Source organism: Myxococcales bacterium, assembly GCA_016712525.1.
Taxonomy (GTDB): Bacteria; Myxococcota_A; Polyangia; order Polyangiales; family Polyangiaceae; genus JAAFHV01.
Genome location: JADJQX010000001.1, coordinates 1,806,633 through 1,831,934, shown reverse-complemented (window position 1 = coordinate 1,831,934; position 25,302 = coordinate 1,806,633). Strand labels below are relative to the sequence as shown.

General features: G+C 69.8%; 22 protein-coding genes. 9 read left to right on the top strand and 13 right to left on the bottom strand.

The genetic code is table 11. From position 1 onward, the window contains the following. Positions 1–12: 12 nt before the first annotated feature. The 3 genes from IPK71_07825 to IPK71_07815 form a co-directional block, all read right to left on the bottom strand. On the bottom strand, positions 13–1,653 hold the full coding sequence (locus IPK71_07825) for a serine/threonine protein kinase (protein ID MBK8213644.1): 1,641 nt from the start codon (positions 1,651–1,653) through the stop codon (positions 13–15). Between the two features lie 220 nt (positions 1,654–1,873). Continuing rightward, the gene (locus IPK71_07820) at positions 1,874–2,797 is read right to left on the bottom strand and encodes a hypothetical protein (protein MBK8213643.1); all 924 of its coding nucleotides are present in this window, start codon (positions 2,795–2,797) and stop codon (positions 1,874–1,876) included. A 325-nt stretch (positions 2,798–3,122) separates the two neighbouring features. Then, positions 3,123–4,046 carry a hypothetical protein gene (locus IPK71_07815; protein ID MBK8213642.1) on the bottom strand — a complete coding sequence of 308 codons (924 nt, stop codon included), beginning with the start codon at positions 4,044–4,046 and terminating at the stop codon, positions 3,123–3,125. 1,032 nt (positions 4,047–5,078) lie between these two features. On the opposite strand from IPK71_07815, the gene IPK71_07810 reads away from it, so the two are divergent. Next, positions 5,079–5,510: a hypothetical protein gene (locus tag IPK71_07810; GenBank protein MBK8213641.1), complete on the top strand. Its 432-nt coding sequence runs from the start codon at positions 5,079–5,081 to the stop codon at positions 5,508–5,510. Here IPK71_07810 and IPK71_07805 read toward each other — a convergent pair. Beyond that, complete coding sequence (locus IPK71_07805) at positions 5,499–5,717, bottom strand: VOC family protein (GenBank protein MBK8213640.1); 219 nt, start codon at positions 5,715–5,717, stop codon at positions 5,499–5,501. The two genes, IPK71_07810 and IPK71_07805, sit on opposite strands and share 12 nt — an antisense overlap. Before the next feature lie 139 nt (positions 5,718–5,856). On the opposite strand from IPK71_07805, the gene IPK71_07800 reads away from it, so the two are divergent. The 4 genes from IPK71_07800 (at position 5,857) to IPK71_07785 (ending at position 8,542) form a co-directional block, all read left to right on the top strand. Then, on the top strand, positions 5,857–6,300 hold the full coding sequence (locus IPK71_07800) for a GNAT family N-acetyltransferase (protein MBK8213639.1): 444 nt from the start codon (positions 5,857–5,859) through the stop codon (positions 6,298–6,300). 41 nt (positions 6,301–6,341) lie between these two features. Continuing rightward, the gene (locus IPK71_07795) at positions 6,342–6,737 is read left to right on the top strand and encodes a DUF423 domain-containing protein (GenBank protein MBK8213638.1); all 396 of its coding nucleotides are present in this window, start codon (positions 6,342–6,344) and stop codon (positions 6,735–6,737) included. 64 nt (positions 6,738–6,801) lie between these two features. Beyond that, positions 6,802–7,251 carry a hypothetical protein gene (locus IPK71_07790; GenBank protein MBK8213637.1) on the top strand — a complete coding sequence of 150 codons (450 nt, stop codon included), beginning with the start codon at positions 6,802–6,804 and terminating at the stop codon, positions 7,249–7,251. A gap of 109 nt (positions 7,252–7,360) precedes the next feature. Continuing rightward, positions 7,361–8,542 (top strand): hypothetical protein, encoded by a 1,182-nt coding sequence (locus IPK71_07785; GenBank protein MBK8213636.1) that lies wholly within the window; start codon positions 7,361–7,363, stop codon positions 8,540–8,542. 114 nt (positions 8,543–8,656) lie between these two features. Here the strand turns inward: IPK71_07785 and IPK71_07780 are convergent, their stop codons facing one another. Next, the gene (locus tag IPK71_07780) at positions 8,657–9,586 is read right to left on the bottom strand and encodes a sigma-70 family RNA polymerase sigma factor (GenBank protein MBK8213635.1); all 930 of its coding nucleotides are present in this window, start codon (positions 9,584–9,586) and stop codon (positions 8,657–8,659) included. After that, positions 9,583–10,839 (bottom strand): FAD-dependent oxidoreductase, encoded by a 1,257-nt coding sequence (locus tag IPK71_07775; GenBank protein ID MBK8213634.1) that lies wholly within the window; start codon positions 10,837–10,839, stop codon positions 9,583–9,585. Before IPK71_07775 ends, IPK71_07780 begins: the two co-directional genes overlap by 4 nt. A gap of 219 nt (positions 10,840–11,058) precedes the next feature. On the opposite strand from IPK71_07775, the gene IPK71_07770 reads away from it, so the two are divergent. Then, the gene (locus IPK71_07770; protein ID MBK8213633.1) at positions 11,059–12,795 is read left to right on the top strand and encodes a peptidase M14; all 1,737 of its coding nucleotides are present in this window, start codon (positions 11,059–11,061) and stop codon (positions 12,793–12,795) included. Positions 12,796–12,828: 33 nt separating this feature from the next. Here the strand turns inward: IPK71_07770 and IPK71_07765 are convergent, their stop codons facing one another. The 4 genes from IPK71_07765 to IPK71_07750 all read right to left on the bottom strand — a co-directional run bounded on the left by IPK71_07765 (position 12,829) and on the right by IPK71_07750 (position 16,814). Beyond that, positions 12,829–14,271 carry a CotH kinase family protein gene (locus IPK71_07765; GenBank protein MBK8213632.1) on the bottom strand — a complete coding sequence of 481 codons (1,443 nt, stop codon included), beginning with the start codon at positions 14,269–14,271 and terminating at the stop codon, positions 12,829–12,831. 146 nt (positions 14,272–14,417) lie between these two features. Next, a complete protein-coding gene (locus IPK71_07760) occupies positions 14,418–15,521 on the bottom strand; it encodes a nitronate monooxygenase (GenBank protein MBK8213631.1) in 1,104 nt (367 codons plus the stop codon). 1 nt (position 15,522) lies between these two features. After that, positions 15,523–16,032, bottom strand: coding sequence for a sigma-70 family RNA polymerase sigma factor (locus IPK71_07755; protein MBK8213630.1), 510 nt, complete (start codon positions 16,030–16,032; stop codon positions 15,523–15,525). Between the two features lie 170 nt (positions 16,033–16,202). Beyond that, positions 16,203–16,814 (bottom strand): DUF924 domain-containing protein, encoded by a 612-nt coding sequence (locus IPK71_07750; protein MBK8213629.1) that lies wholly within the window; start codon positions 16,812–16,814, stop codon positions 16,203–16,205. A 157-nt stretch (positions 16,815–16,971) separates the two neighbouring features. Between IPK71_07750 and IPK71_07745 the strand changes: the two genes are divergently transcribed. Together IPK71_07745 and IPK71_07740 are read left to right on the top strand one after the other, a co-directional pair. Beyond that, a complete protein-coding gene (locus IPK71_07745) occupies positions 16,972–17,601 on the top strand; it encodes a hypothetical protein (GenBank protein ID MBK8213628.1) in 630 nt (209 codons plus the stop codon). A 30-nt stretch (positions 17,602–17,631) separates the two neighbouring features. After that, complete coding sequence (locus IPK71_07740; protein ID MBK8213627.1) at positions 17,632–18,333, top strand: hypothetical protein; 702 nt, start codon at positions 17,632–17,634, stop codon at positions 18,331–18,333. Positions 18,334–18,427: 94 nt separating this feature from the next. Here the strand turns inward: IPK71_07740 and IPK71_07735 are convergent, their stop codons facing one another. Together IPK71_07735 and IPK71_07730 are read right to left on the bottom strand one after the other, a co-directional pair. Further along, complete coding sequence (locus IPK71_07735) at positions 18,428–18,622, bottom strand: hypothetical protein (protein MBK8213626.1); 195 nt, start codon at positions 18,620–18,622, stop codon at positions 18,428–18,430. Between the two features lie 91 nt (positions 18,623–18,713). After that, complete coding sequence (locus tag IPK71_07730; protein ID MBK8213625.1) at positions 18,714–19,454, bottom strand: hypothetical protein; 741 nt, start codon at positions 19,452–19,454, stop codon at positions 18,714–18,716. Between the two features lie 58 nt (positions 19,455–19,512). Here IPK71_07730 and IPK71_07725 point away from each other — a divergent pair, with 58 nt between their 5' ends. Next, a complete protein-coding gene (locus IPK71_07725; protein ID MBK8213624.1) occupies positions 19,513–20,523 on the top strand; it encodes an SDR family NAD(P)-dependent oxidoreductase in 1,011 nt (336 codons plus the stop codon). Positions 20,524–20,543: 20 nt separating this feature from the next. Here the strand turns inward: IPK71_07725 and IPK71_07720 are convergent, their stop codons facing one another. Beyond that, on the bottom strand, positions 20,544–25,283 hold the full coding sequence (locus IPK71_07720) for a protein kinase (GenBank protein ID MBK8213623.1): 4,740 nt from the start codon (positions 25,281–25,283) through the stop codon (positions 20,544–20,546). Positions 25,284–25,302: the final 19 nt, after the last annotated feature.

Here is a 25,302-nt window from a genome sequence, read left to right as displayed (position 1 = left end):
TTCCCTCGGCGCTCAATGCGGGGCAGACGCGCCTCGAATCTGCAGGATCCAGGTCACGTCCGTCTTCCCGCTCGAGCGGGGATAGGCGACGCGATCGAGGCTCCCGAGGAGGCAGTCCTTGGTCGCCGAGTCGAGCGTGCCGCCGGCGGTGGTGCGCGCCAGGGTGCCGTCGGGCTGTACCGAGGTCGAGTAGACGAACCGCCCCTCGATCGAAGGGTTCTGGGCGAGGAACGGCGCATAACAGCGCTTCGCCAGCCCTAGGGACAGATGCGGTCGAAACACGGAGACGCTCAGAGTCCCCTTTGCCGCGAGATCGATCTCCTTCACGCCACCGCCATCGGCCGGAGCTATGGGGGGTATCGTCGACGCGGAGGGTGAGGCCTTCGGCCTGGCAGGAGCTGGGGCAGGAGCCACTGGTGAGGGGGGAGAGGCGCTCGGCTCGACCGGTCGCGGAGCCTCCGTCGGGGCGCCCCGAGGGGTCGGGACCGGGTTCGCGCTCGCGCTCGGGCTCGGGGCGACCGCGGCTGCGTCTCTCGGTTCCTGGCGATGGACGAGCAGCGTGACCCCGGCGGCGAGGGTCACGAGCAGCCCGATCGCGAGGAGAATCCCCGCGACGAGCACGCCGCGGCCCTTCGCCCCCGGTCTGGGACGAGCATCGATCTCGGCCCCTTGGAACGACTGTGTCGTTCGATAGGCGTCTTGGCTCGCATTCGGAGGGACGCTGCTCGCGCGGTGCGTGGGCGCGGCCGAGCCCGATAGGATGGCCCTCACGCGCGCCGGAGCATCACGGACCTCTCCGTAGCCCGTGCTCGCGAACGGCGCGAGGTCCGCGGCGAGTGCTGCGACGTCGGGCATACGGCGCGCCGGGTCGGCGACCAAACACGCAGCCACGGCTGCAGTGACCGCGGGAGGGACGTCGGCTCGGGCGGCGCCGAGCGGCACCGCGAGCGGCTCGTGCACCATGGCGACGAGGGCTCCCAAGCTCGGCGCGTCGAAGGGGAGCCGCCCCGTGAGAAGCTCGTAGGCCACGACGCCGAGCGACCACACGTCCGCGCGCGCATCGCCCTCCGGGAACCCCTTGAGTCCCTCGGGGGCCATGTAGGCGGGCGAGCCCACGATCTCGCCAGCCCGCGTGAGAGCACCACTCGCCGAGACCACCCCGGGGCCGAGCCGCTTCGCGATCCCGAAGTCGAGGACCTTGACGATGGGGCGGCCGTCGACGCGTTGGGTGAGGAAGAGGTTCCTGGGCTTGATGTCGCGGTGGACGATGCCGCGCGCGTGCGCCTCGGCGAGCCCCTCGCACGCATGCAGGATGCATGCACATGCCTCGCCTACGGAGAGCGGCCCGCGTTCGACCAGGTAGGCTCCGAGATCACGTCCGGCGAGCAGCTCCATCGCGAGGTACGGCGCGCCGTCCTCGAGGATGCCCGCGTCGAGCATTCGCGCCACGTGCTCGCCACGAAGCTCCGCGACCGCTCGAGCCCCTCGCACGAGGCGGCTTGCGAGGCTCGGGTCTCGGGTGCGCAGCACCTTGAGGGCCACCCGTTGACCGAGCCCGAGATGGGTCGCGAGGACGACGGTGCCCATGCCGCCCTCTCCGACGACACCCTCGATGCGGTACTTCCCCGCGACGACGCGCCCACCCGCCTGCACGCCATCCGTGTAGCAGAACCACCCGCGGGGGCGCTGGAAGTCCTTCGACCTGGCACCGCGACCCCCCCCGAAGCGCCTGGTGGCGGCGCTGGAGGTGCGGCAAGCGACCGAAACATTTCGGGAAGCTCGGCCGAAGAGCGCACCTCCCCTGGGACTCGCGAGCCACCACGCGGACGCCGACCTCGGGGGCGAGGGAGGCGTCCATCTCGTCCACTCTCGTCTACTGCACGGCCGTGTTGGCGACGAGGTAGGTCGCCGTATCGGCCACGAGCGGGTACTTGTTCGTCGTGATGGGGGCCGGGAAGGCCACGCCCACGAGCTTGCAGCCCGTCTTCGTCCCCACGATCTCCACGAGCCCGGCCCCCACGTTCACCTTCGAGATGTAGGCGAACGCGCCTCGGTCCCCGGCGCTCGCCGCCAACGCGGGATCGACCGCGAAGGAACCCCCGTTCGTGTACTGGACGACCGCCTCCGGGTGACCGACGACGCTGACCGTGTACCCCGAGACGTCGCACGTCGCGGCCACCCTGTTGAGCTGGACGACGAAGTGGGCCTTGGTCGCATCGTAGTTCGCGCCGAAGATGTCCACCGCGCCTCCGACTCCGGGTTTGGCCACGATCTTCATGTCGGCGTCGTGCCGAACACCGGCAAGTCCGTAGTTCCAAACGACGCTCGCCGACTTGTAGAAGTCTGCCGGATTGGTCGAAGTCACCAAGAAATAGTGGTTCGTGAGATCCGTCGGTTCGAAGCGGAGGCGGGGCGTCGTGTAGGGCAAGGCCGCGCTCGTCCCCTGGCACGTATCGACCATCTGAACCGTGACCTTGTTGTCCGCCGTGGTGCTGCTGATGGCCGGGTCGATCTTGAGGTCCGACTTGCCCTTGGCCCCGCAAGCCCCGCCGTCCGCTTGCGCATCGGCCGGCGCCGCGTCGCGTGGGGTGGATCCATCGGGAATCGATCCGTCCGTCGTCGGGGTGGGCGTCGGCGTCGGCGTCGGCGTCGGTGTCGGCGTCGGCGTCGGCGTCGGCGCCGTGCCGCCATCCTCGGTGCTCGCGGGATCGCTGCTGCACGCCGCGATCGACGCCAGAGGAACGACCACACAGGCGGACAGAAGGACGAGCGCAGAGCTCTTCGTAGAACGTTTCATTTCGATCTCCCCCTTGGCCAGATTCGGCGTTGGTACGATCGACCAAGCTACGGTGGGGCCCTTCTCCGGCCAAGAGAAAAGCCCCGCCGTCCGCCGGCCCCGAGCCGAACATGGTGCGAAACCCCTGGAGTTACGGGGCCCTGCAGCAGCCGACCGGCGGTGACTAAGGTGCGAGGATCGAACCAAGGTCGACGCCATGTCGGGGATGCCACTCTCGGTCATGCCTCAGCCCAGGGCGGTAGGCCTCTCGCGCTCCAAAGCCGTGATTCGCATCGTGCGGGGTCGGACGGCCGTGACCGGCGTCGCGAGGACGAGCACGTCGCGCTCAGCGCTCCACTTCGTCGATGCGCACGACCTTGCCGTCCTTCAGCGTGAGCTCCCAAGCGCGTTCGAAGGGCTCGCGCTCCGAATCGCCTGCGTCCTTCGCGTCGAAGAAGCCGAGAGACGCGCGCGACCGTGACGTGGCTCCGCCCGGCGTGGTCACGAGCACGTCCACGACGACGTCGCTCGCGACGGGCAGCGTTCGCCGCGTAGGGTCCTCGTCGACGACGAACGTGCTCGCGTCGTCTCCGCCGGTCACACCGAGGAGCGATTCGCGCTTCTTCGCTTCGAGGACCGCCGCCTTGCCGCGGTAGAGCGTCGCCACGTCGAAGGTGAGCGTCTTGTGCGCGCGGTCGACGGCGTCGATGTATCCGAAGTGCTTCCCGGCGCCGAGAGGTTGCGGCGGCGGTGCTGCGGGAGCGGGGGTGAGCCGCTCCGCTTCCGTCGCCCAGAGCACCACGGGCCTCGTGTGCCACGCCGTCATCGCTCCCATCGGGCGCCCATGGACTCGCACCTTCGTGTCCTTCAGGGTTCGCAGATCGGGGCTCCGCTTCATCGTCGCGACGTGAACCTCGGGCACGTACGGATCGACCGTGCCGTCGTCCCGAGGGGGCATGCCGTTCACGCAAAGCGGGCGATCGAGCTTCAGAATATACGGGCGAAGGCCGACTCCGTTGCCCGCGTGGCGCGCCCGTTCGTCGACGTAGAGGTGCCCGACGAGATCCATCGCCGGCTGCTCCCCGGGTGCATCGCCGTAGAGATCGAGGCAGGTCCCCCGTCGCTCACGGCTCGCGTCGTCGCCGTGGCGCTCGCCTCCGCGCTCGGGGCGCTCGGGTCCGTCGGCGCGAGGACCGCCGTGCCAGCCGCCCCCGAGCCACCTCGTGGCGGCCTGTTGCACCCGACGAGCACCACCAGGAGGGCGACCCATCCGCCACCGCGACGACCTACCTTCTCCGGGAGCATGGGCGGAGGTTAGGGCTGCCCGCGCAACGGGCGCCAGGGCATTGTGCGGTACGGCGCGGCGGTGCTCTCGACCTCGAGCGCCATCCGCCTCGCCCCGTTCACCTCGGCTTCGTGTTGGTGCATTCTCCAGGTCATGATGCGGCGATGGGCCGAAGCCACCCGGAGCGGTGACCCGTGAGCGGACCATCTCCGGCGCCATCGCCACCGACGGCGCTCGAGCGGCGCGAACGCCGCCCCACGGCGACGATCCTCTTCCTCGTCGCACTCTTCGCGCTGCCGATGGGAACGTGCGGAGGCATAGGGACGTGGAAGGCGGCGGATGCCGGTCGGAAGGTCGTCGAGACGCCCGTGAGCCGGCTTGCGACGACGGGCGCCAATATTCCCACGGGCAAACGACGCGCGCAACGCGTGCGCAGCGAAGAGGCGCGAGGCTGAGACCTCCGGGCGCGAGCCAGAAGGGCTTCTATCGAGAGTTCACTGATCGCCTCGGCCGCATGGGGGCACCTGGAGAAGTCGTTGTCGCGAACATGAGGCGGTACTCGGCGCCACAAATTGCCGTAACATCACCTTCGTGTGCCTCTCTCGATTCGTTCTCATCGTCTGCCTGCTCGCATCCTGCGCGCCAGAAGAGCCGCCCCCGCAAGCGCCCAACCCCGCATCTCAGAAGGTTGCCCAGCTCGAACGCTGCCTCGGCGGCGCCGTCCCGGCTTGCGAAGCGAGGTGCCTCGACGGAGGCGCCTCCGAGACCTGCCTTCGGGCTGGAAAGGCACACGCCAAAGACTTCGTGCGCCACCGTAAGGACGCAGACTATGAGCTTGCCGTGCGCTTCCTGGGCCTTGCGTGTGACAGGGACAGCAAGACTGCCTGTGAAACGCTCCGGAAGCTCGAGATGCCCAAGGAAGCAGCTACCGAACCGGCCCCCGCCCCGAAGGGGCCACCTCCTGCACCTACCCGAGCATTTCCAATCGCACCGTTTGGGATCCGTATCGGTGCACCGATGAACCAAGAACTGGGGCGATGCAGGGAGCACTCGGCGCCCGTTGTAGCTGGCGACGATACGGCAAGTGCCGTCTGTTCGGGCCCGATCGGCACGCCTGGGTGGTGGGCGGCCAGCGGTGAGCTGCTCCTCAGGACCTGCCAAGACGGCGCACTTGGAGCTGTCTGCGAGGTGCTGCTCCTCGCGACGGTCAGCGATGGCAACGCAGATGCGGCATTCGCCGATCTCAGCGCACAATACGGAGAGATCACGCGATATGAGCGGTCCGTACCCACTCCGAGCGAGATTGCAACCTGCCCTTCAGCAAAGAAATTCGTTGGCTACTGGCGATGGGAGCGCACGCCAGCGGGACCGGGCGGCGTCGTCCGGTTCACAATTTTCTGCGGTGGCGTGACGAAGGCCATGAACATCACGTTCGCCCTAGTTCGTTGAGTTCGACGCAGTGCGACACGGCAGTTCACGCCGCGTACGACCTCGTGAGCCGAACATTAGGTACGCGTCGTCGAAGGCGCAACAAACGTTCGCCGTCCCTTGCCCCGGATGAACGCGCCGGTACGTCTCGTCGAGCCCGAGCAGCGTCAGCGCCTCTTCGGCCTCGCTCGGTCCATCGACGAACACGAAGAGATGATCCAGCTCCACGGCGCGTAAGCCTACATGGCTCGCTCCCCGGCACCTCACCCAAAGCACCGCCGGCTGTGCCCTGAAGCACTACCGGCTGTGCCTGCCGAAGCCCCTCCACCGTACCGGCACGAACGGCCCTTCTGCTACCTTCACGCCCATGCTGACCTGGCACGACAAGGCGTTCGACGAGCTCTCCGTCCACGAGCTCTACGCGGTGCTCGCCCTGCGTTCCCGCGTTTTCGTCGTCGAGCAGACGTGCGTCTACCTCGATCTCGACGGCAAGGACGAACGCGCGCGTCACCTCCTCGGAGTCGACGAGGCCGGCGCGCTCGTCGCCTATGCGCGCATCTTCGGCCCCGGCGAAAGCTACCCGGAGACCGCCATCGGGCGCGTCGTCACGAGCCCCGAGGTCCGCAAGAGAGGTCACGGCGAAGAGCTGATGCGCGAAGCCATCTCGCGCGCGACGGCACGTCACGGGCGCCCCATCCGGATCGGGGCGCAGCGGTACCTCGAGCGCTTCTACCGGAGGCTCGGCTTCGTCCCGGAGGGCGAGCCCTACGACGAGGACGGCATCCCTCACGTCGAGATGGTCCTCCCCTGACGGGCCTTTCCGTCCGAGGCAGACGACCGTATAGAGCGGACATGGAACGAGCAGCGTGGCTCCTGTCGGCGGCCTTCGGCTTCCTCGCCGTGGCGCTGGGTGCGTTCGGCGCACACGGCCTGAAAGCGAAGATGCTCCCCCTCGCCGACGGGGCGCAGCGCCTCGAATGGTGGGGGACGGGCGCGCACTACCAAGCGATCCATGCGCTCGCGCTCGGCCTTGTCGCCGTGCTCGCCTCGCGAACGGAGAGCGCCGCGCCCAAGGTGTCGGTCGTCGCGTTTTCGGTGGGCATCGTGCTCTTCTCGGGCAGCCTCTACACGATGACCCTGACCGGAGTGCGAGCGCTCGGCGCAGTGACACCGTTCGGTGGCGTGGCGATGCTCGTGGGCTGGGGCGCCATGCTCGTGGCGGCGCTCGGGGTACGCACGGCGCCGTAAGCCGGGGCCGGCGTGAGCACGGGTGAGGCTTTCCCTCCTGCGAAGACTGTGAGACGAATCGGGCATGGCCCTCGTGACCTGCTCCGCCTGCACCCGCCACCTTCGTGAGACCGAGTCCGCGTGCCCGTTCTGCGGGGCGACCGTCACGCTCCGCGCAGCCGCTCCGGTAAGCACGAACCCTTCGGGTCTGTCGCGAGCCGCGCTGGTCTTCGGTGGCCTCGCCGTCGCGGCGAGCGTGGCGGCGTGCACACCCTCGGAGCCCGGCCCCGCACCGCTCACCCCTCCCCCTCCCGACACCTCGCCCGTCGCGATGTACGGCGCGCCGCCCCCCGTCGACACGCCAGACGCATCCATCCCTCGGGCCGTCGATCCTCCGAAGCCCGCGCCGTCGACCACGAGCGCGCCCACGCTTCCCACGGGTGACCCCAGCGCCGTCGTGGCGATGTACGGGGCACCTCCCATGCCCGAGGCGCCGCCGAAGCCTGCCCCGAAGGCTCCGCCGAAGAAGAAGTAGCGGCCGCGGGCGGCTGGGCCGCGTCGCTCTGCGTCACGAAATCCTGGGCGTTTACGGGCACCTGCACGTTGCACGTCCGCCGGCGCGTGGTAGTGCGTTCGTCCTTCGTATGCGCCGCCCCTTCTTCCTGTTCTCGGTCCTCGCCGCGTCGATCGCGGCTTCGTCGTTCGCCTGCGGCACCTCGAGCGCGCCCTCGAGCGAGGAGCCACCGGCCGCGTCGACCTCTCCCTCGACCTCGAGCTCTCCGTCCGCGAGCCCCTCGTCGACCGCCCGGAACGACGGCAGCGCGCCGAGCGACGCGAGCTCGAGCGACAGCAGCACGAGCGACGGAGGCCCCGCGGACGCCGCCTCCGCAGACGCTGCCACGGCCATCGCGACCGCGAGCTGCAAGGTCCCAGGGCCTCCGGGGACCCCGCGAGCGCCGGCGCTCCCCACCTACGCCGGCACTTGCCCTGCTCTGTCGTTCGCGCCGACCTACACGGACATCACGAGCGGCGGCGCGCAGCGGCGTTTCCTCGTCGTGAAGCCCACGACTGCGGTCGCAGGCGAGGTGCTCCCCGTCGTGTTCCTCTGGCACTGGCTCGGCGGAAGCCCCGAGGACGTGCTCACCAAGCTCGCCGTGCAGGCCGCCGTCGACGCGCGCAGGTTCGTGGCCGTTGTGCCCGCCCCCAAGGGAGACGCGCTCTTCCGCTGGCCCTTCGAGGCGACGCAGAGCCAAGGGCGCGTCGACGAGGAGGCACGCTTCTTCGACGATATGCTCGCGTGCGTGGGCCGAGCGATGGCCGTCGACAAGGAGTGTGTCTCTTCGGTCGGCGTGAGCGCGGGCGCCCTATGGACCTCGCAGCTCGCCACCGTGCGCTCCGAGCGGCTCGCGAGCATGGTCTCGCTCTCGGGTGGAGTCGGCGACGTGGTGCGCCCTTGGGCGACGACGCCGCACCGCCTGCCGGCCATGGTGCTCTGGGGTGGCTCGGGAGACACGTACCCCGAGCAAGTGCCCATCATGAATTTCGATCGCGCGTCGAAGCGCCTCGAGGGAGCGCTCACCACGGACGGGCACTTCTTCCTGGAGTGCGTGCACAACTGCGGGCACGCCGTGCCCCCGTTCGACGCGCCGCCCGCGGGCGGTGTGGTGTTCGACGCGGTGTGGAGCTTCGTGCTCGATCATCCGTACTGGCTCGGCGCGGGGCAGTCTCCGTACACGTCTCGCGCGCTCCCGGCCGCGTACCCCTCGTGGTGCGGAAAAGGCCAAAATGGCGCCACCCCACGCCCGTCGAACGCCGCCTGTCCCTAGTCTCCCACCCTCTCGCCCGTGCCCGTGCCCGTCGAACGCCACCTGCCCCTAGGCATCTTGCTCTCTCTCCTCTCCCCCTTTCACCCGTGCCCGTGCCCGTGCCCGTGCCCGGCTCTAAGGGCCGATCCGGGACGAGTCGACGACGCCCACGAGCTTCTTCGGCGCGAGCACCGCGTAGATCGCCGCAATTTTCCCTTCCGAGTCGACGCGGCACGTGAGCGCCACGAGCCGCGCCTCACGCTCGACCACGCTCCGTGAGGCCACGAAGAAGGACGTAGCCGACAGCTCGCGCAGCTCGGCCGCGTCCACCGCGGGCGCGAACCGTGTGATCGACACCCACGCCTGAGCCACACGGTCCCGTCCGACGAGCGGGACCACCGACGCCGACACCTCGCCCCCGCCGTCCGACAGGCTGACCACGTCCTCGGCGAGGAGCGACTTCACCTCCTCGAGGTCTCCCCGCGCGAGGGCCGACACGAACGCGATCACCGCGCCGCGCGAGGCCTCGGGGCTCGCTCCTTGGCGCGCTCGATCGTGCCGCACCATCTTCTTTCGCGCGCGATGCAGGTGTACGGCCACGGCCTCGCGCGAGAGGCCGAGGGCCTCGGAGACCGCGCGCTCGGGCTGATCGAGCACATCACGCAGAAGGAGCACCGCCCGCTGCGTAGGCGTGAGCACCTCGAGCGCGACGAGGAAGGCATAGCTCACGCTCTCGAGCAGCGTGTAGCGCGCCTCGCCGCTTCCATCGGGGGACACGGGCTCGACGTCGAGCCTCGACGTGTCGACGGGAGAAGGGAGCCACGGGCCGAGGTAGCGCTCGCGTCGGCGCCTCCGGAGCCTGTCGCGCGCGACGTTCGTGGCCACCGTGACGAGCCACGGGCCCACGTCGTCGAGCTCACCTCCGCGCGCGGGAGGGTGGCTCATGAAACGGACCCACGTGTCGTGGACCACGTCCTCGGCGTCGGAGACCGTACCCGTCATGCGGTACGCGAGCCCGAAGATGCGCTTTTGGTACCGCGCGACCGCCTCCGACGAGAGGCTCACGCGCTCGCCTTCCATCGCGCTCTCCGACCCTCGAGCAAGCATCGCGCCGCATCTTCGGCGCTCGCGAGCACGGCGTCGAGCAGCATTCCTCGAGGCCCGACCCAATCGCCCACGAGCGCGAGGTTCGGTGTTTCGGTGCCCCCGATCCTGCCCGAGAGCCCGGAGAGCGCCGCGTCCGGGCGCGCGAACGCCACCGTCATGCGAGGCAAAAAGCGTGCATGATGCACTACGATGCCCGGCTGAAAACGCTCGAGCAGCGCCTCGAGCTCGTCACGCGTGGCGCGCTCTCCGGGCGCGAGCGCACGAGCGAGGTGAACGACGTTTCCGCCCTCCGGTGCGAGCCTCGCCGACGCCGAGTGCACCGAAGCGTAGAGCGGCTCGTCGACTCCGAAGACGGTGGTCGCCGGGCGCACGAGCGGCCCCGTGGCGACGTCGAGGCACGCCATCTCCACGGGCTCGGCGAGGCGAGCCGCCCGCTCGAGCGAACGGCTCTCGGGGAGGAGCTCGGAGGCCGCGCGAGGAGACACGGCAAGCACCGCGGCGTCGCACGGGATCTCACGCCCGTCGGTCCGTACGACGGCGCTCACCCGCCCGGAAACGAGCCCGACGCGAGCTGCCCCGATCCCGGTCACCACGTCGACGCCGAGCGTGGCCGCGCGACGTACGAGCTGCGAGACGATCACGCCCCATCCGCCGTGCACGTAGCGGACACCTGCGCGGATCGAGAGGGCGAGCTGCTCCAGCGTGTCGTTCGCGGAGAGCACCTCCACGGGGTGCACGTACGTGGCGATACGCGCGAACATCGCGAGGACCTGCGCGACGCGAGGTCTCGCGATCGAGCGCGTGAGCCACGCACCGAAGCTCTCGTTCGGCTCGGCGCGCAGCCTCGAGACGCCGCCGAGCACCTTGGCCGCGAGCACCCGATCCCGGAGATCGAAGAGCCCGGTCGTGAGCACCGAGATCGCCCCTGCCGGCAGCGTATGGAGACGTTGCTCGTAGAGCGCATACCCACGCACGAGGGGCGGCCTCCCGTCGGCGAATGCGCCGAGGCTTCGAAGGACGCGCTCGGCGTGCCCCCCACGGTAGACGGCGTGCGGACCGAGGTTCGTCGCGAAGCCGTCACGCGACGTGGTCCTCGCGCGACCCCCGACGACCTCCGCCCGCTCGAGCACCGTCACCCGAGCTCCGCCCTCCGCGAGCAACACCGCCGCGACCAACCCACCGAGCCCCCCACCGACGACGACGACCTTCATGATGTCCGCACCTTTCGCCCGACGACCGAGCGAACGAGACACGACGGGCGACGGCGAAACGTTACAGGGCCCCTACGATTTTCACATTCGCCATTCCTTTCGGACACTTACAAGATCCGTACGCTCGCGCCCCGGGACCACCGAGAGACCTCGACCGTGCGCCGGCGGCCGAGCGGCTCCCTGTGCAGGCCCCGGACCTTCCGCGTAACGTACGGCGCCATGCCGTCTGCCGATGCCGTGCTCGCCACGCTCTCCGTGGGCTTTCGTCACCGCTACCTCTCCTACGACGAGCTCACCCGCCAGGTGCGAGCCTGGGCCGACGCCTTCCCCGAGGTGGTGCGGCTCACCTCGATCGGACGAACCCCCGAGGGGCGCGAGCTATGGCTCCTCACGATCGGCAAAGAGCCGGACCGCCGACGCCCCACGGTATGGGTCGACGGCAACATGCACGCGAGCGAGCTCTGCGGGTCGAGCATGGCGCTCGCCATCGCCGAGGATGCGATTCGTTTCCACGCGGACCCGGCCGCAGGCTTCCGGGACCTTCCCGCCCCCGCGGCACGTGCCCTCGAGGACGTGCTCTTCATGGTCCTCCCGCGCATGTCGCCCGACGGCGCCGAGGCCGTGCTCCAGACGGGCCGCTACGTGCGCTCGGTCCCGCGGGACGAGCGCCCCGCGAAGAGCCACGCGCGATGGATCTCCGAGGACGTGGATGGCGACGGGCTCTCCCTCCTCATGCGCGTCCGCGATCCGGGGGGCGAGTACGTCGAGAGCGTCGAGGTGCCCGGCCTGATGTTGCCGAGGCGCATCGAGGACGAAGGCCCCTTCTACAAGCTCTATCCCGAGGGCCGGATCGAGAACTTCGACGGGCACACCGTCCCGTCTCCCCATTTTCTCTCCGACAATCAAACCGACTTGAACCGCAACTTCCCCTGGTCGTGGGCGCCCCCGCACGAACAAGCCGGGGCCGGCGCGTTCGCGCTGTCGGAGCCCGAGGCGCGCGCGGTGGTCGAGCACACGACGCGGCACCCCGAGATCTTCGCCTGGTTGAACGGGCACACGTTCGGAGGGGTGTTCATTCGCCCCTTGGGTCACCTCCCCGACAACAAAATGGACGCCCACGACCTCGCCCTGTTTCGGCAGATCGGCGCGTGGGCCGAGGACATCACCGGGTATCCTATGGTGTCCGGCTTCGAGGAGTTCACCTACGAGCCCGACAAGCCCCTCCACGGCGACCTCACGGACTACGCCTACCACCAGCGCGGCGCCATCGCGTACGTGGTCGAGCTCTGGGATCTCTTCACCCGCATCGGAATGCCGCGCAAGAAGCGCTTCGTTCTGGCATACTCGGAGCTCGGTCGAAACGAGATGATCGATCTCGGAAAGTGGGACGCGACCCACAACCAAGGGCGCGTCGTTCGGCCATGGAAGGCCGTACGCCACGCGCAGCTCGGGGACGTGGAGGTCGGCGGCGTCGACCCGCGCGTCGGCCTTTGGAACCCCCCGTACGAGATCCTCCCCGAGGTGTGCGAGGCCCAATCGCGGGCGTTCGCGCGTGTGGCGTCGCTCGCCCCGAGGCTCTTCATCGATCCGCCCGAGGTCGAGCCGCTTGCCGAAGACCTCTTCAAGGTCACCGTCACCGTGCGCAACACGGGTTACTTGCCCACCTACGTGCTCTCGTCGGCAAAATCCCTCGAGCACGCCGAGCCCGTGAGGATCACGGCGACGGGCGAAGGTCTCGAGCTCGTCGACACCGACCGAGCTCCGCGCACGGTAGGTCACCTCGACGGCTGGGGCCGAGGCCTCCACGACGGCTCCGGCGCGCTCTATTTCCAGCGGAGCCGAGGGAACACCGGCGAGGGCTCCGTGACCTTCGTCGTCCGAGGCCACGGCGAGCTTTCGCTCCGCGCGGGGAGCTGCCGCGTCGGGCACGTCTCCACACGCGTGAAGGTCGGTTGATCGAGGCCGACCCGCGCCGAACGCGCGCCGCGCTCAAGGTCCGAGCTGTGTACGCACGACGCTAGGGCGGTTCGTGATCCAGGTCATGAGCTTCGTGGTCTCGCCCGCGTAGGCCGCGTTCGTGAGCTCCTTCTTCGTGTCGACGAGGACTCGCGCGTCGATCTGGGCGTGCCACGCCTGAGCGAGCCCGAGGAGCCCCATTCCCTCGTAGGCCGTCGTCGCGCGGCGGACCTCGGCGACGTAGGCCGGCCAGCAGGTCGGGCTCGTCTTGCAGCGCTGGAGCAACGTCGTCCCGGCGCCGCTCGGGTTCGCGGGCTTCGGCTGGGTGACGTCGACGACGCCGTTGTTGTTCGAGAACGTCAGGTCGAGCGACCAGGGCAAGAGCGTGAATTTGCCATTCTTCTCCGAGGCCATGAAGTAGTTGTGCGACCCCCAAATGCCGAATCCGTAGCCGTCGATGTGTCCCGTCACGGCCTCGGCCGCGGCGAACGTGACGAAGCGGCCCGTCTCGAGGTGCGCCGAGACGTCGTTCAAGAGCGTCGCGGGCTGGGCCGCGCGCACGTCGGCGAAGAGCGGCTGGAGGTCGGCCTTGGTGCCGTCTCCCACTTCCTCTTCGAAGCCCGCGTCTTCCCCGCCCATCCAGCTGCTCCCGTAGGCCACCTCGTAGAGCGACTGGGCGTTCGCGCCGAAGAGGCGGGCCATGAGCACCTTGTCGGGCGCCTCCACGTTCACGTAGACGCCATAGTCGGCCCCGTTGATGAGCAGCGTAGCCGAGTTGCACCGCGGCGCGGGCAGCCCGAGGCCGCGGAAGACATGGTACGCGAGGCGCTCGACGAGGAAGGTCCCGTCGCTCATCGCGTTGTTCAACGTGATCTCACGAAGCCCGTGAAATTTCGGCCCGCCGTACTTGTCGAAGCGGAGCTTGAACGCGGCCTTCTGGGGGAGCGCGCGGAACGTGGAGGAGCCTTTGCGACGTACACCGATATCGGGATACACCTCTCCCCCGTACCGGAGAGTGCCGTGCGCCCAGGCCTTGCGATCGGCCTCGACGGTGCTCGGATTGGACAGGATCGCGAGCGCCGCCGCGTCGAGCGTGAGCTCGAACTGAGGCACGAGCGCCGGATCGTAAATGTCGATTTCGGGAGCCGCGTCGGCGGCGTCGAGCGACGCGTCGGAGGCATCGGCGGACGCATCGGCCCCACCTTCCAGGCTCGCGTCGAGCCCCGCTTCCGCGTCGATCGTGGCGTCGCTCGGCCCATCGTCCGTCGCGTCCCGGGGCGCGCTCGTGTCGCGCGGCGCGTCGAGGGAGACGTCGGGCACGGTCGCGTCGAGGATGCCCGCATCGGCTCCCACCTGCGCGTCGAGCTCCCCTCCGTCGACGGCGTACGGGGCGTCGTCCCCCGAGCACGAGGCGGCGGCTACCATCGCAACCACGGAGGTGAGGACCACGGAGCGAACGAACGAACGGCGGCGCATGCCCACCACGAGGCACGTCATGTGCCACCGTTGGGCCGCGGATTTTCCCGGGCGCGCGCGGGCCATCTCGGCGGACGACGAACCGTTCGCCGCCGAGGTGCAAGGGTTGCGTGGCCCACGACGCGTGCGGGCCTACCTGGTGGACGTCACGCGCCGTGAACGTCTCGCGGCCTGAGCCTCTCGCTCGCGAGGGCCTCGTCGGTCTCGCGGACGAGGGTGGCCACGACCTCGGCGGCAGGCATCGCGCGCGCCGACGCGGCATTCTGCCCTGCCCAGAGCGCCACGCTGTCCGCAATCCCTTGGGCGCCCGCGGCACGGCGTAACGCGCTCGTGAGGAAGTGTTGCGCAGGATACGGGAGCACGTCCCCCAACGCCGCTTCGAGGCTCCGCATGAGCCCGTTGTCGATCCCGCGCGCGTAGCGCCCCGTGATGGCGCGCGTGAGACGCGTGAACCGAGACTCCGCGGTGCCGAGCAGCGCCTTGTGCGCGGGCGGCGCACCCGACTCGGGTGTCACGAGGAAGGCCGTCCCCACTTGGACGGCGTCGGCCCCGAGGGCGAGCGCGGCGGCGATGCCCCGCCCATCGGCGATACCCCCTGCCGCGACCACCGGAATCCCCACGGCGCGCGCCATCTGGGGAACGAGGGACATGGTCCCCACGAGCGAAGCTTCGACCGGGCACAAGAACGAGCCACGATGCCCGCCGGCGTCGCTCCCCGAGGCCACGACCGCGGTGGCCCCGGCCTCCTCGATGCGCACCGCCTCGTCGACCGTCGTCGCCGTCCCGATCGTCACGATCCCTCGCCGCTGGGCCTCACGCAAAATGGCCTTGTCGGGAATGCCCATGACGAAGCTGAAGACAGGAGGGCGCGCATCGAGCAGCGCCTCGACCTGCTCGACGAAGGGCACGTCCTCGCGCGGAGCGGGGTCGTCCATTCCGAGCGCTCGGTAGCGCTCTCGAACGTGCCCAAGAGCCCGCTCCCGCGCTTCGGCGGTGGGGCGAACGTCGTCCTCGCCGGGGATGGGCACCCAAAGGTTGATATTGAAAGGCCGAGGCGTGCGCGACCGAATGGCGTCGATCGTGGCGCGGATCGCGTCGGGCTCGAGGCCTACCGCCCCGAGGGAGCCGAGCGCGCCGGCGTTCGACACGGCCGCCGCGAGCTCCGGGCTCGAGTTTCCGCCGCCGAAAGGGCCTTGCACGATGGGATACGAAATCCCGAGGGCGCGTGAGAGTCGCGAGCTCGTCCACATGTCAGGTGGCCTCCGATTCTTCGTAGTCGAACGTACAGCCCCGCACGTGCGCGCGGGCGCGGTGAAGGAGCACACGGGCGTACCCCTCCGAGATACCGAGGCTCGCGCCGACGCCGTCGTGAGACAGCCCTTCGACGAGCGAGAGCTCGACGACACGACGCTGCAGCTCGGCCATGCGCAAGATGCAGCCACGCACCCGCGCGAGCTCCTCGACGCGCACGAGGAGCTCGTCGGTGCTCTCGTCCGTGCCTTGGGTCACCGCGGCGAGCTCGGCGTCGCCACGAGCACGCCGTTGGGTCTTGCGGCGGCGGTTCATCGTGCCGTGCCGGAGGAGCACCGTGAGCATCTTGAGCGCCGAGGTCGGATCTTCGCCCATGGCGCGAGCCTCGGGGAGCCGCAAGAAGACGAGGAAGGCGTCCTGCACGGCGTCGAGCGCGTCGTCGGCCGAGAGCCCACGGCGACGCGCGTTGCCCAGCAGGGTGGCGCGGTGCGTGCGGACGAGTTTGCTCACCCAGCCGAGGAAGCCGGGCGGGGCGTGAGGGAGAGCCTCGGATGGTGTGCGTTCAGCGAGCAAGGTGCCTCCTTCGGGCGTGGTTGCCCTCTCGGGTCGCCCGAGGCCGCGGCGTTACAGCGCCTCGCCACGTTCCCTCATTTCTCAACATATACGGCCACTTACACACGTCAGAACGAGGACCCAGGCTCGGTGAGGAACGCGACCTCTTCGGCCGACGACACGCGCCCGAGGATGGCGTTGCGGTGGGGGAAGCGGCCGAACCGAGCGACGATGTCGCGGTGGGCTTCGGCGAAGCGGACGTTCGAGGCGACCGCCGCACGTGCGCGGCCCGTAGTGCCCTCGACCAAGGCCGACATGAGCCGAACACACGCCTCTTGCGCCTCGAGGCGCTCGGCGTGCATGAAGGGCATGTAGACGAAGACACGCTCGTGCGTCGCGAGCTCCTCGTGGGCGCCCGTGTCGACGAGGCGACGCGCCAGGCCCTCGGCCAGCGGGTCCGTGGCGAACATCGCGGGCGTGCCGCGGAACATGTTGCGAGAGAATTGATCGAGCACGACGATCGCCGCGAGCGCCTCGCGGGAGCCGTCAGGCACGAACGACGGGCCCTCGCGGAGCAGCTCGGCGTGAACGTCCGAGAACGTCGATCGAACGAGCGTGTCGAGCTCGTCCGACTTGGCGAACCAGCGCTCCACCTTGTCGGCGGCAGCGAGCCCATCGGCGTCGAGGGGACCCAGCCAGAACGGGAGCACGGGAGAGAGAGAAGGATTACCCATGGCCATGAAGGTAGCAGCCCGGTCGGCCCGACCCCGAACGACGCACGCACGCGCGCCGAAATTCCCGGCTCGACCAGCTCGTTCCCGAAAAAGCGCGAGGTGCGGCGATCCGGCCCGCCGGTCGGCGCGTAGCCCTCCTCGACACGGCTCTCAGGAGGAACTTATGCACAGAAAACAAGGTATTTTGGCGGTCGCGCTCGGAACACTCGTCTCGGCAGGCGCGATCGTCGCCGGCTGCAGCGACGACCCGGCGACGACGACCGACGCGGGAACGGCGCCCACGGGAACCACCACGGCGACCGGGACCACGACCGGGACGACCCCGACCGACTCGGGCCCCGCGAGCACGCTCTACGATCGGCTCGGCAAGATCGACGGCATTCGCGGCGCGGTCAAAGCCATCGTCGTCGAAGAGCTGAAGAACGACAACATCAAGTCGTACTTCTTCTTTCAGCTCAAGGGGGAGAAGCCTACTCCCGCCGACATCGAAGAGTGCCTCTCCCAGCAGCTCGCCGCGGCGGCGGGCGGCCCCGAGAAATACCCCCTTACGCTCCCGAGCGGATACGCGTGCCGCGGCGACATGAAGGCCACGCACGAGCGCCTGCACATCCCCGGTGCGACGTTCGACAAGTTCATCGAGATCGCCGGTGGCGTGCTCACCGCCGCCAAGGTAGCCCCGGCGGACATCCAGACCGTCGCGACGGTCCTCATCGGCATGAAGGGTCAAGTCGTCGACCCGCAAGCCCCCGCGGGAGACTTCAAACCCCCGACCGACGCGGGCGGCGGGGGCTGATTTCCACGAAGTGAGGACGAGGAGCGCGCGATGAGCACGAACGAACGGGCGAACGTCTCGGCAAAAGTGAAGAGAGCTCTCGTAGGGCTCGGTGGCACGTGTCTGCTCGCCGTAGCGGGCATGGGCCTTCTGCACACGAGCGTCGGTAAGCCGCTCCTCATGAAGGTCGGCGGCTGCCCCGCCGCCAACGCTCCCCCCGAAGGGGTCGAGGAGAGCCAGAAGCGGGCCATCGTGGCGACGCGTGGCACGGCGCTCGCTCCGAAACGTCACGCGCTCGGCTTCGAGCTCGACAAAACGACGTTCGCGGACGTCGAGGCGTGGGCGAAACGGCACGGCATCTCGTGCAATGCCTCGCGGGAGAACACGACCTACTCGTGTGCTCGTGTGCCCGCATCGGCGCTCCCTGCCTCGGCGTCTACCGCCGACCTCGACGAGCTCGAGCTCTCGTTCCGCGTGAAGGACAAGACGCTGATCAGCCTCTCGACCTGGCGGTGGCACCTTCCCGAGGGCCGCGCGGCGAGCGAGCTCTCGGCCGTGACACGCACGCTCCGCGACGACCTCGGCGAGCCCGCGACGAACGAGGGGGACCACGCCTCGCTCGGCCGGGAGCCCTTCGCGGGCTCCATTGTAAAGTACAACTTCAAAGACTATTTGTGCACGGTTTCGGGGCTGAACCTCCCGACGAAGGGCATCACCATGCACGAGAGCTACGTCACCGGCGTCGTCGACTGACCCGCGGAGATGCGGTGCCGAGACCGAGCGAAGGCCCGACGAACGAGCGCTCGTCGGGCCTCATGCGTCGGTCGGTGCCGCAGCGATCGAGGGCTCAGTCGTCGTCGGCGACGGGTTGAGGCCCAGGCACGATCCCCGCGATGTCCGGGTCCTCACCACCCTCGGATGGAGCGCGGTTCTTCTTGTCGACCTTGCGCTGCTCGCGGTCTTGGGCCTTCTGTTTCGCGCGCTGCGTGCGTTCGATCTCTTTTTGCCGTTTCGCCTGCGACGGCCGTCCACTCGTAGCCATGCCTCAGTGTCTCACATCGAGGCACGGGCGACCATAGCCGCGCTCGACGCCGCGCGCGCGTCGACGAGGGAAGTCCGAGCGCTCGGCGCGGTCAACTGAGCGGGCGGCCTTTGGCGATCGCCGGGGGGAGGCACACGAGGACGTCTTTCGGCGAGACACGAATCTCGACGCGCTCGTCGAGCCCCGCCGAACCCTCGGTCACGATCCGCACGAGCCCTCGACCGAGCTGCTCTCCGAGGCCGAGCCGCCTCGCCACGGACGCGAGCAGTGGATTTCTCGGGGCAGAGACGCCCCCTTCGCGCGCGAGGTCGTCGAGGTCGGCGTAGCCTTCGGGCGGCCCCCCGGGGCTGTGCACCTCGAGCCTGTCGGCGAACACCCTCACCGAGACACGGCTCGGCCTCCGGAGATCACGATGGACGAGGGCGTTCACCACGACCTCGCGGACGACGGCGGGGGAGTACCGCGCCGACGAGCCACGCTGCGCCTCGTCGACGAACGTGAGCGCCTTCGACACGAGCACCGCGAGCGGCCCTTCGGCGTCGACCCGACTTGCGATGGGGTCCGCGAGCGTGCGCCCGTCGAACGAGACACACGCGACTCCCCACTCGGGCGCGACGTACTGCGGCACTTTGCCGAACACGTAGAGCCCGACCTGCGTCGGTGCGAGCCTCGGAGCCACCTTGGCGAGGAGCCCGAGGCGAATCGCGGCGTCGTCTCGCCCCAGGGCAGCGACGAGCTCCGGGGCCCGCTCGATCACGAATCGGTCGAGGGCGTCCTGGTCGAGGTCGTCGAGGTCGACGCCGGTCATGGCGCTCCGTTCGCTTCCGAGCATGAACGCACGGTAGCAGCGCGAGCGTCGATTCGGCTGGAGCTTCGCGCTCCGCTCCGGCATCGAAGGGAGCGTGACCACGTTCTCCGACATCGTCGACACCGCCCTCGAAGGAACCTTGGTGGGCAGCTTCACGCGCATCGGCGCAAGCGTGCGGCGGTCGCTCGACGCATGGGACTCCGAGCCGCTCCCGAGCCTCGAGGGGCGTGTGGCGGTCGTCTCCGGGGCGACCTCGGGGCTCGGGCTCGTCACCGCGCAGAGGCTCGCGGCGCTCGGGGCCCACGTCTGCATCCTGGCGCGTGACGAGGGGAAGGCCGCGCGCGTGCGCACCTCGATCCTGAACGACGTCCCCGGCGCGAGCCTCACGATCGCGCGAGGCGACACGGGCCACCTCGACGACATGAGGCGGGTCGCCCGTGAGATCGCGGCGAGGCACGAGCGGGTCGACGTGCTCGTCCACAACGCGGGCGCGCTCGACGCCGAGAGGACCGTCTCTCCCGAGGGAATCGAGACCACAGTCGCGAGCCACGTCGTCGGGCCGCTCGTGCTCACGCGGGCGCTCCTCCCGTGCCTCGAACGAGCGGGGTCCTCGCGCCCGCCGGCCCGTGTGCTCTGGGTTTCTTCCGGGGGTATGTACGCGGAGCCCCTCGACACCTCGAGGCTCGAGATGCCCCACCGCGGGTACGACGGCGTCGTCGCGTATGCACGCGCGAAGCGAGCGCAGGTCACGCTGTCGGAGATGCTGGCCGAGCGCCTCGCGAGCCGTGGGATCGTCGTCCACGCGATGCACCCGGGTTGGGCCGACACGCCTGGCGTCGCGCGTTCGCTCCCGAGGTTTCGTGCGATGCTCCGCCCCTTGCTCCGCACCCCGAACGAAGGTGCCGACACGCTCGTGTGGCTCGCCGCGAGCCGAGGTCTCCCTTCTACGACGACAGGGCGCTTCTGGCTCGACCGCCGGGTGCGCGCGATCCACAAGCTCTCGAGCACACGCGCAAGCGACACGGCCGCCGAACGCGAGCGCCTTTGGCGATGGCTCGCCACCGTATCGGGAGAGCCCGAGACCTGGCCCTGACGGCGTAGGCCGCGAGCGCTTCACGGTCTGCGGCAGGGGAGCTCACGAGGCTCGGGCGCGATGGCACCGTCGCGCCACACGTAGGGCACGTCCTTCCGGACCTCCGCCAAGAGCTCGCAATAGTCCTTCGAGAGCGCGCCGAGCTCGAGGGTCGCGGAGTCCCCGAGCTCGCTCGTCCCTCGGAGCCCGCTCGCGTCGATTCGGAGGCCCACGATGGCGCCGTGGAGGGTCACCCGGTCGAGCGCGAGCCCCATCGCCGTGTCCCAAAGTCCGAAGGTGCCGTCTTCGAAGCCGAGCGCGAGCGTCCCGAGCGGGCCCGCGAGCACGCGGGTCGAGGGCCTGCTCGGGGTGTCCCTAAGGGTTCTCACCGAAGCGCCCTTTTCCGAACGAATTTCGACAGTTCCATTCTCGAAGGCGACCACCGCCCCGAGGCCGTCGAGCGGCTTCGTGTACCGGATCGCCGAATCCGACTTCCCCGCAGGGGCCGCTCCGGGGTCGGCATCGACGAAGGCGGGATCGGGCCGCCAGAGAGGCTCGCCCTTCTCGACGTCGAAGAGGCGCACCGTGTGATCGTCGCCCCCGACGGCGAGGATCTTTCCCGACGGGTCGAACGCCACGACGTTCACCTCGCTCCGATTGCCGACGAAGGATCTACGCCGCCCCGTCACAGTATCGAGAAGATACACGTTTCCGTCGGACGACGGCACGGCGACCGTACGCCCATCGGGTGACGCCACGAGCCGCGGAAGCCTCCCGGGAAATTTCCCGAGCACGGTCTCCGTCTTGGTCGCGAGATCGAGGCGCGCGGCCACGCCGTCTTGTCCGGCCAAGAGGAGCGCTCTCCTGTCGTGAGACGCGGAGAGCCCGAGGATACGCCCTTCGTGTCGAGCCACCGGGGTCACGGCGCCGGATCTCACGGCGATCGCGACGACGGTACCGTCGGTCCCGACCGCGTACAGGGTAGCTCCGTCGGGAGAGAACACGAGCCCTCTCACCTCCGCGGCAAACGCCGTGACCTCGCGCACGAGCTTTCGGGCGCCCGGCTGGAAGAGGAGCACCGTTCCGTCGGAGGTCCCCACGGCGGCGAGATCGTGCTCCGCCGCGTAGGCCATACCGATGGGCATGACGTTGTGCGATCCGAGGGTCGCCAAGAAGCGCCCGCTCTCGATCTCCCATAGGCTCATTCCGCCGCGCTCGTCCGTCGCCAGCACGATCCCGTGTCTCTCGTCGACCGCGATGTCCCGGCCGCGCTTGGACGTTCGGACGACGCGGGCGCTCGGTACACCCGTCGCCACGTCCCACCGGAGGATGCTGCGGTACGAGGCAGACACGAGCGACTTGCCGTCGGCGGAGAAGTGGAGGTCGACGACCACGTCGGGATGGGCCGGATTTCGAGGCTTCGTCCCCAACCGCGCGAGGTCCCAAACTTCGGCGCCGCCGAGGCCGCACGCGACGAGCGTGGTCCCGTCCGGCGCGACCGTCAGCTGCGTGACCGACGAGAGACGCGTGGGCAGCGACGCGAGCTCACGACCGGTGGCGAGATCCCACGCCACGATTCGTCGATCGAGACCTCCGGTCCATACACGCCCATCACCCGCGACGACGAGCCCGCGCGCGTCTCCCTCGTGCGCAGCGATCTCCCTCACGGACGCGAGGGTCGCGGCGTCGAGCACCGACATCGTCCCGTTCCGTCGGATCACGAGCAAGCGTCCCGAGGCGAACGCGACCCTTCTTACAGGCGAGCCCTTTTCGCTCGCGCGCACGACGCGACCGGTCGCGACGTCGAGCGCGAGGACCCTGCCGTCCTCTCCCCCGATCAAGAGGCGCTCACCGCTCGGCTCGAACGCGATGCCGAACGTCCTCGAGACCGGCGCCTCGACCACGCGCGGAGGGGCATCGGGAGTCAGCAGGTCGACCACCCCGTCGCTCGTGACAGCCACCATCGTGCCCCGCACGGCGAAACCGTAGAACCCGGCGCGCTTCAGGAGCAGGCGACTGGCACCGGTGCTCGAGTCCCATACCCGCAGCTCGCCGTTCCAGCTCGCCGACACGACCCGACCATCGGCGAGGGTCGCCACGGCGAGCACCTGATCGGTGTGCCCCCGAAGGAGCCGTCGCTCCAGCGTCACGGTGTCGACGAGCTCGACGAGGCCGGCCTGTCGCGCCGTCACCAAGGTACGACCCGAGGGGACGATGTGGGCGTCGTACGTGACCTCCTCGTCCAGCACACGGAGCAGCGCCGGATCCCGCGCGAGCTTCTGCGAGAGGCTGCGGAGGGCGAGCGAGTCACGCGACTCGAGCGACGCGCGAAGCTGAGCGCGAGCGTCGTGGACCTCGAGCGACGCGTAGCTCGCGAGGGCTCGCTCCTCGAGCAGTCGGGCGCGGGCGTCGTCGGCCTTGAGCGCGGCGAGGGTCGCGTCGCGCTGGCGCTCCCTCAGGGCCCAGGCGGCCATGGACGACGCGATCGCCGTGAGCACGGCCGCCACGAGCATCGATGCGACGACGGCACGACGACGACGCGCACGGCGTTTTTCACGGGCCTCCGACGCACGAACGAGCGCGACGGCGACACCCGAGACCTTCGACGTCCCTCGCGAGAGCAACCTCACGGCGTCTCTCAGGGCGTCGCCCTCCCAGAGCTCGTCGGCGCGTCGCCCTCGGCGATCCCAGCGCTCCGCCGCGGTCACGAGGTCCGTCGCCAGCGCGAGGTCCTCGTGGCTCTCCTCGATCCAGCGCGCGAGCCTCGGCCACACACGTGTGAGCGACTCGTGCGCGAGCTCGACGTTGCCCTCGGCGCCGCGCTGCGCCGAGAGGAGACGCGCGTCGACGAGCTTCGTCACGAGGGCGTCCGCCCCGTCCGCGAGGCCCCCCACGAGGGCAATCCTCGGTCTCGCGCGACGTGTGCCTTGGTCGGTCACGAGCCCGAGCAGAATGCCGCGGCAGAGGTCCACCTCGGTCGGGCCGAGCGTCGAGAGCACGTCCTCGGCGTGGGCCGCGAGCGCCCCTCCCACGCCTCCCATGCGTTCGTAGACCGACCGCAGAAGGAGGCCCCGAGCTTCGTCACGACGCGCCCACATCAGGCTGAGCGCGAACTGGACGAGCGGGAGACACGAGGTCTCACCGAAGACCTCGGCGACCATGTCGTCGAGCAGCGTCGCGTCGTCGAAGGCGTACCCCGCGGCCTCGAGGGGCCTCGTGACGATCTCGCGGAGCGCGTCGGGCTCCGGTGGCGCGAGCAGCACCACGCCGGAGAGCACACGCTGCGCGAAGCTACCCCACGGGATCCGACCGAGAAAATCGTCGCGCACCGTCATCACCACCCGAACCGGCTCGTTCGCTTCCGCGCCCGCGGAGCCGAGCGCGTCGAGGAACGCGCGCCGCTCCTCCACGTCCTGCGTCACCGTCACGACCTCCTCGAGCTGATCGACGACGAGGAGCACTCGCGCGTCGCGTTCGACGGCGAGCTCGGCGAGCGTGACCGCGAGGACATCGGGGTTCGCGCGGAGGCGCGCCTCGAGGTCGGCGACCGAGTCGACCTCGGCTCCGGTGTCCTCGGTCGAGCGCGCCCTAGCCCCTTCGACCACGGTGTCGCGCTCGGCCAAGGAGTCGGTGTCGCGCGAGCGCCGTTCTCCCGCGAGGGCCTCGGCCAGCGCACGGAGCGGCCTCGCCTGCGGCCTCACGACGACGACGTGGTGCCTCGCGCCCTCTCGGAGCCGCGGGACGACGCCGGCGAGCAAAAACGAGCTCTTCCCCGCTCCCGAGGTGCCGACGACCACGAGCGTGCCGCGATGCCGCAGCCGCTCGACGAAGCCCGCGATCTCGGCCTCCCTTCCGAAGAAGAGATGCGCGTGTTTCTCGGAGAACGCCGAGAGACCACGGAACGGGCTCTCCGTCGGCTTGGGGGCTCTTTTTTGCGCCTCGATGGCCGAGAGCGCGACGACCACCTCCGAGGCGGTGGGCCGCGCCGCGGGGCTCTTCGCGAGGCACCGCACCACGAGAGGCGCGAGCTCGGGCGCGACGATCGTGAGCTCGGGCGACACCACCACGGGGTCGGGCTCGTTCATCTTGGCGACGATGCGAACCGTGTCCAAATCCCGGAACGGCTGCGACCGCGCGAACAGGAGGTGGAGGATGAGCCCGAGGGCCCACACGTCCGTCGCGGGGCTGTCGCGGCCGTCCCACTGCTCGGGCGCCATGTAGCTCGGGGTCCCCAAGATCCCGAGGGGGCCCTCTCCGGCGCCGTCGTCTGCTGGCGGCACGTCGGACCGACGCGACGAGAACCTCGCCACCCCGAAGTCGACCACGCGCGGCCGCCCGTCGACACCGAGGAGCACGTTCGCCGGCTTGAGGTCGCGATGCACGATGCCCGCGGCGTGTGCGGCCTCGATGGCCCGCGCGATCGCGAGGCCGATACGGACCGACTCGGGCACGCTCGGCCAGTCGTTCTGGAGGCGCTGCGCGAGCGTGCTGCCCTCGATGTACTCGAGCGCGACCCATGGACGCCCGTCGTGCTCCCCCACGTCGAAGAGCGTCACGACGTTCGGGTGAGACAGGCTCGCCGTCGTCCGTGCCTCGACGTCGAACTGCGCCCGTACCTCCGGTGAGCCGAGGAGATCCTGCGAAAGGAACTTGAGCGCGACGAGGCGACCGAGGCGCACGTCACGGGCGAGCACGACGCTCCCCATGCCCCCCCGCCCGATGGGCCGCACGACGCGGTAGTGCCCGACCTCCGTCGGCGTCGTCGTCGCGCTCGGCTCCACCCTCCGATGGTACCGGACG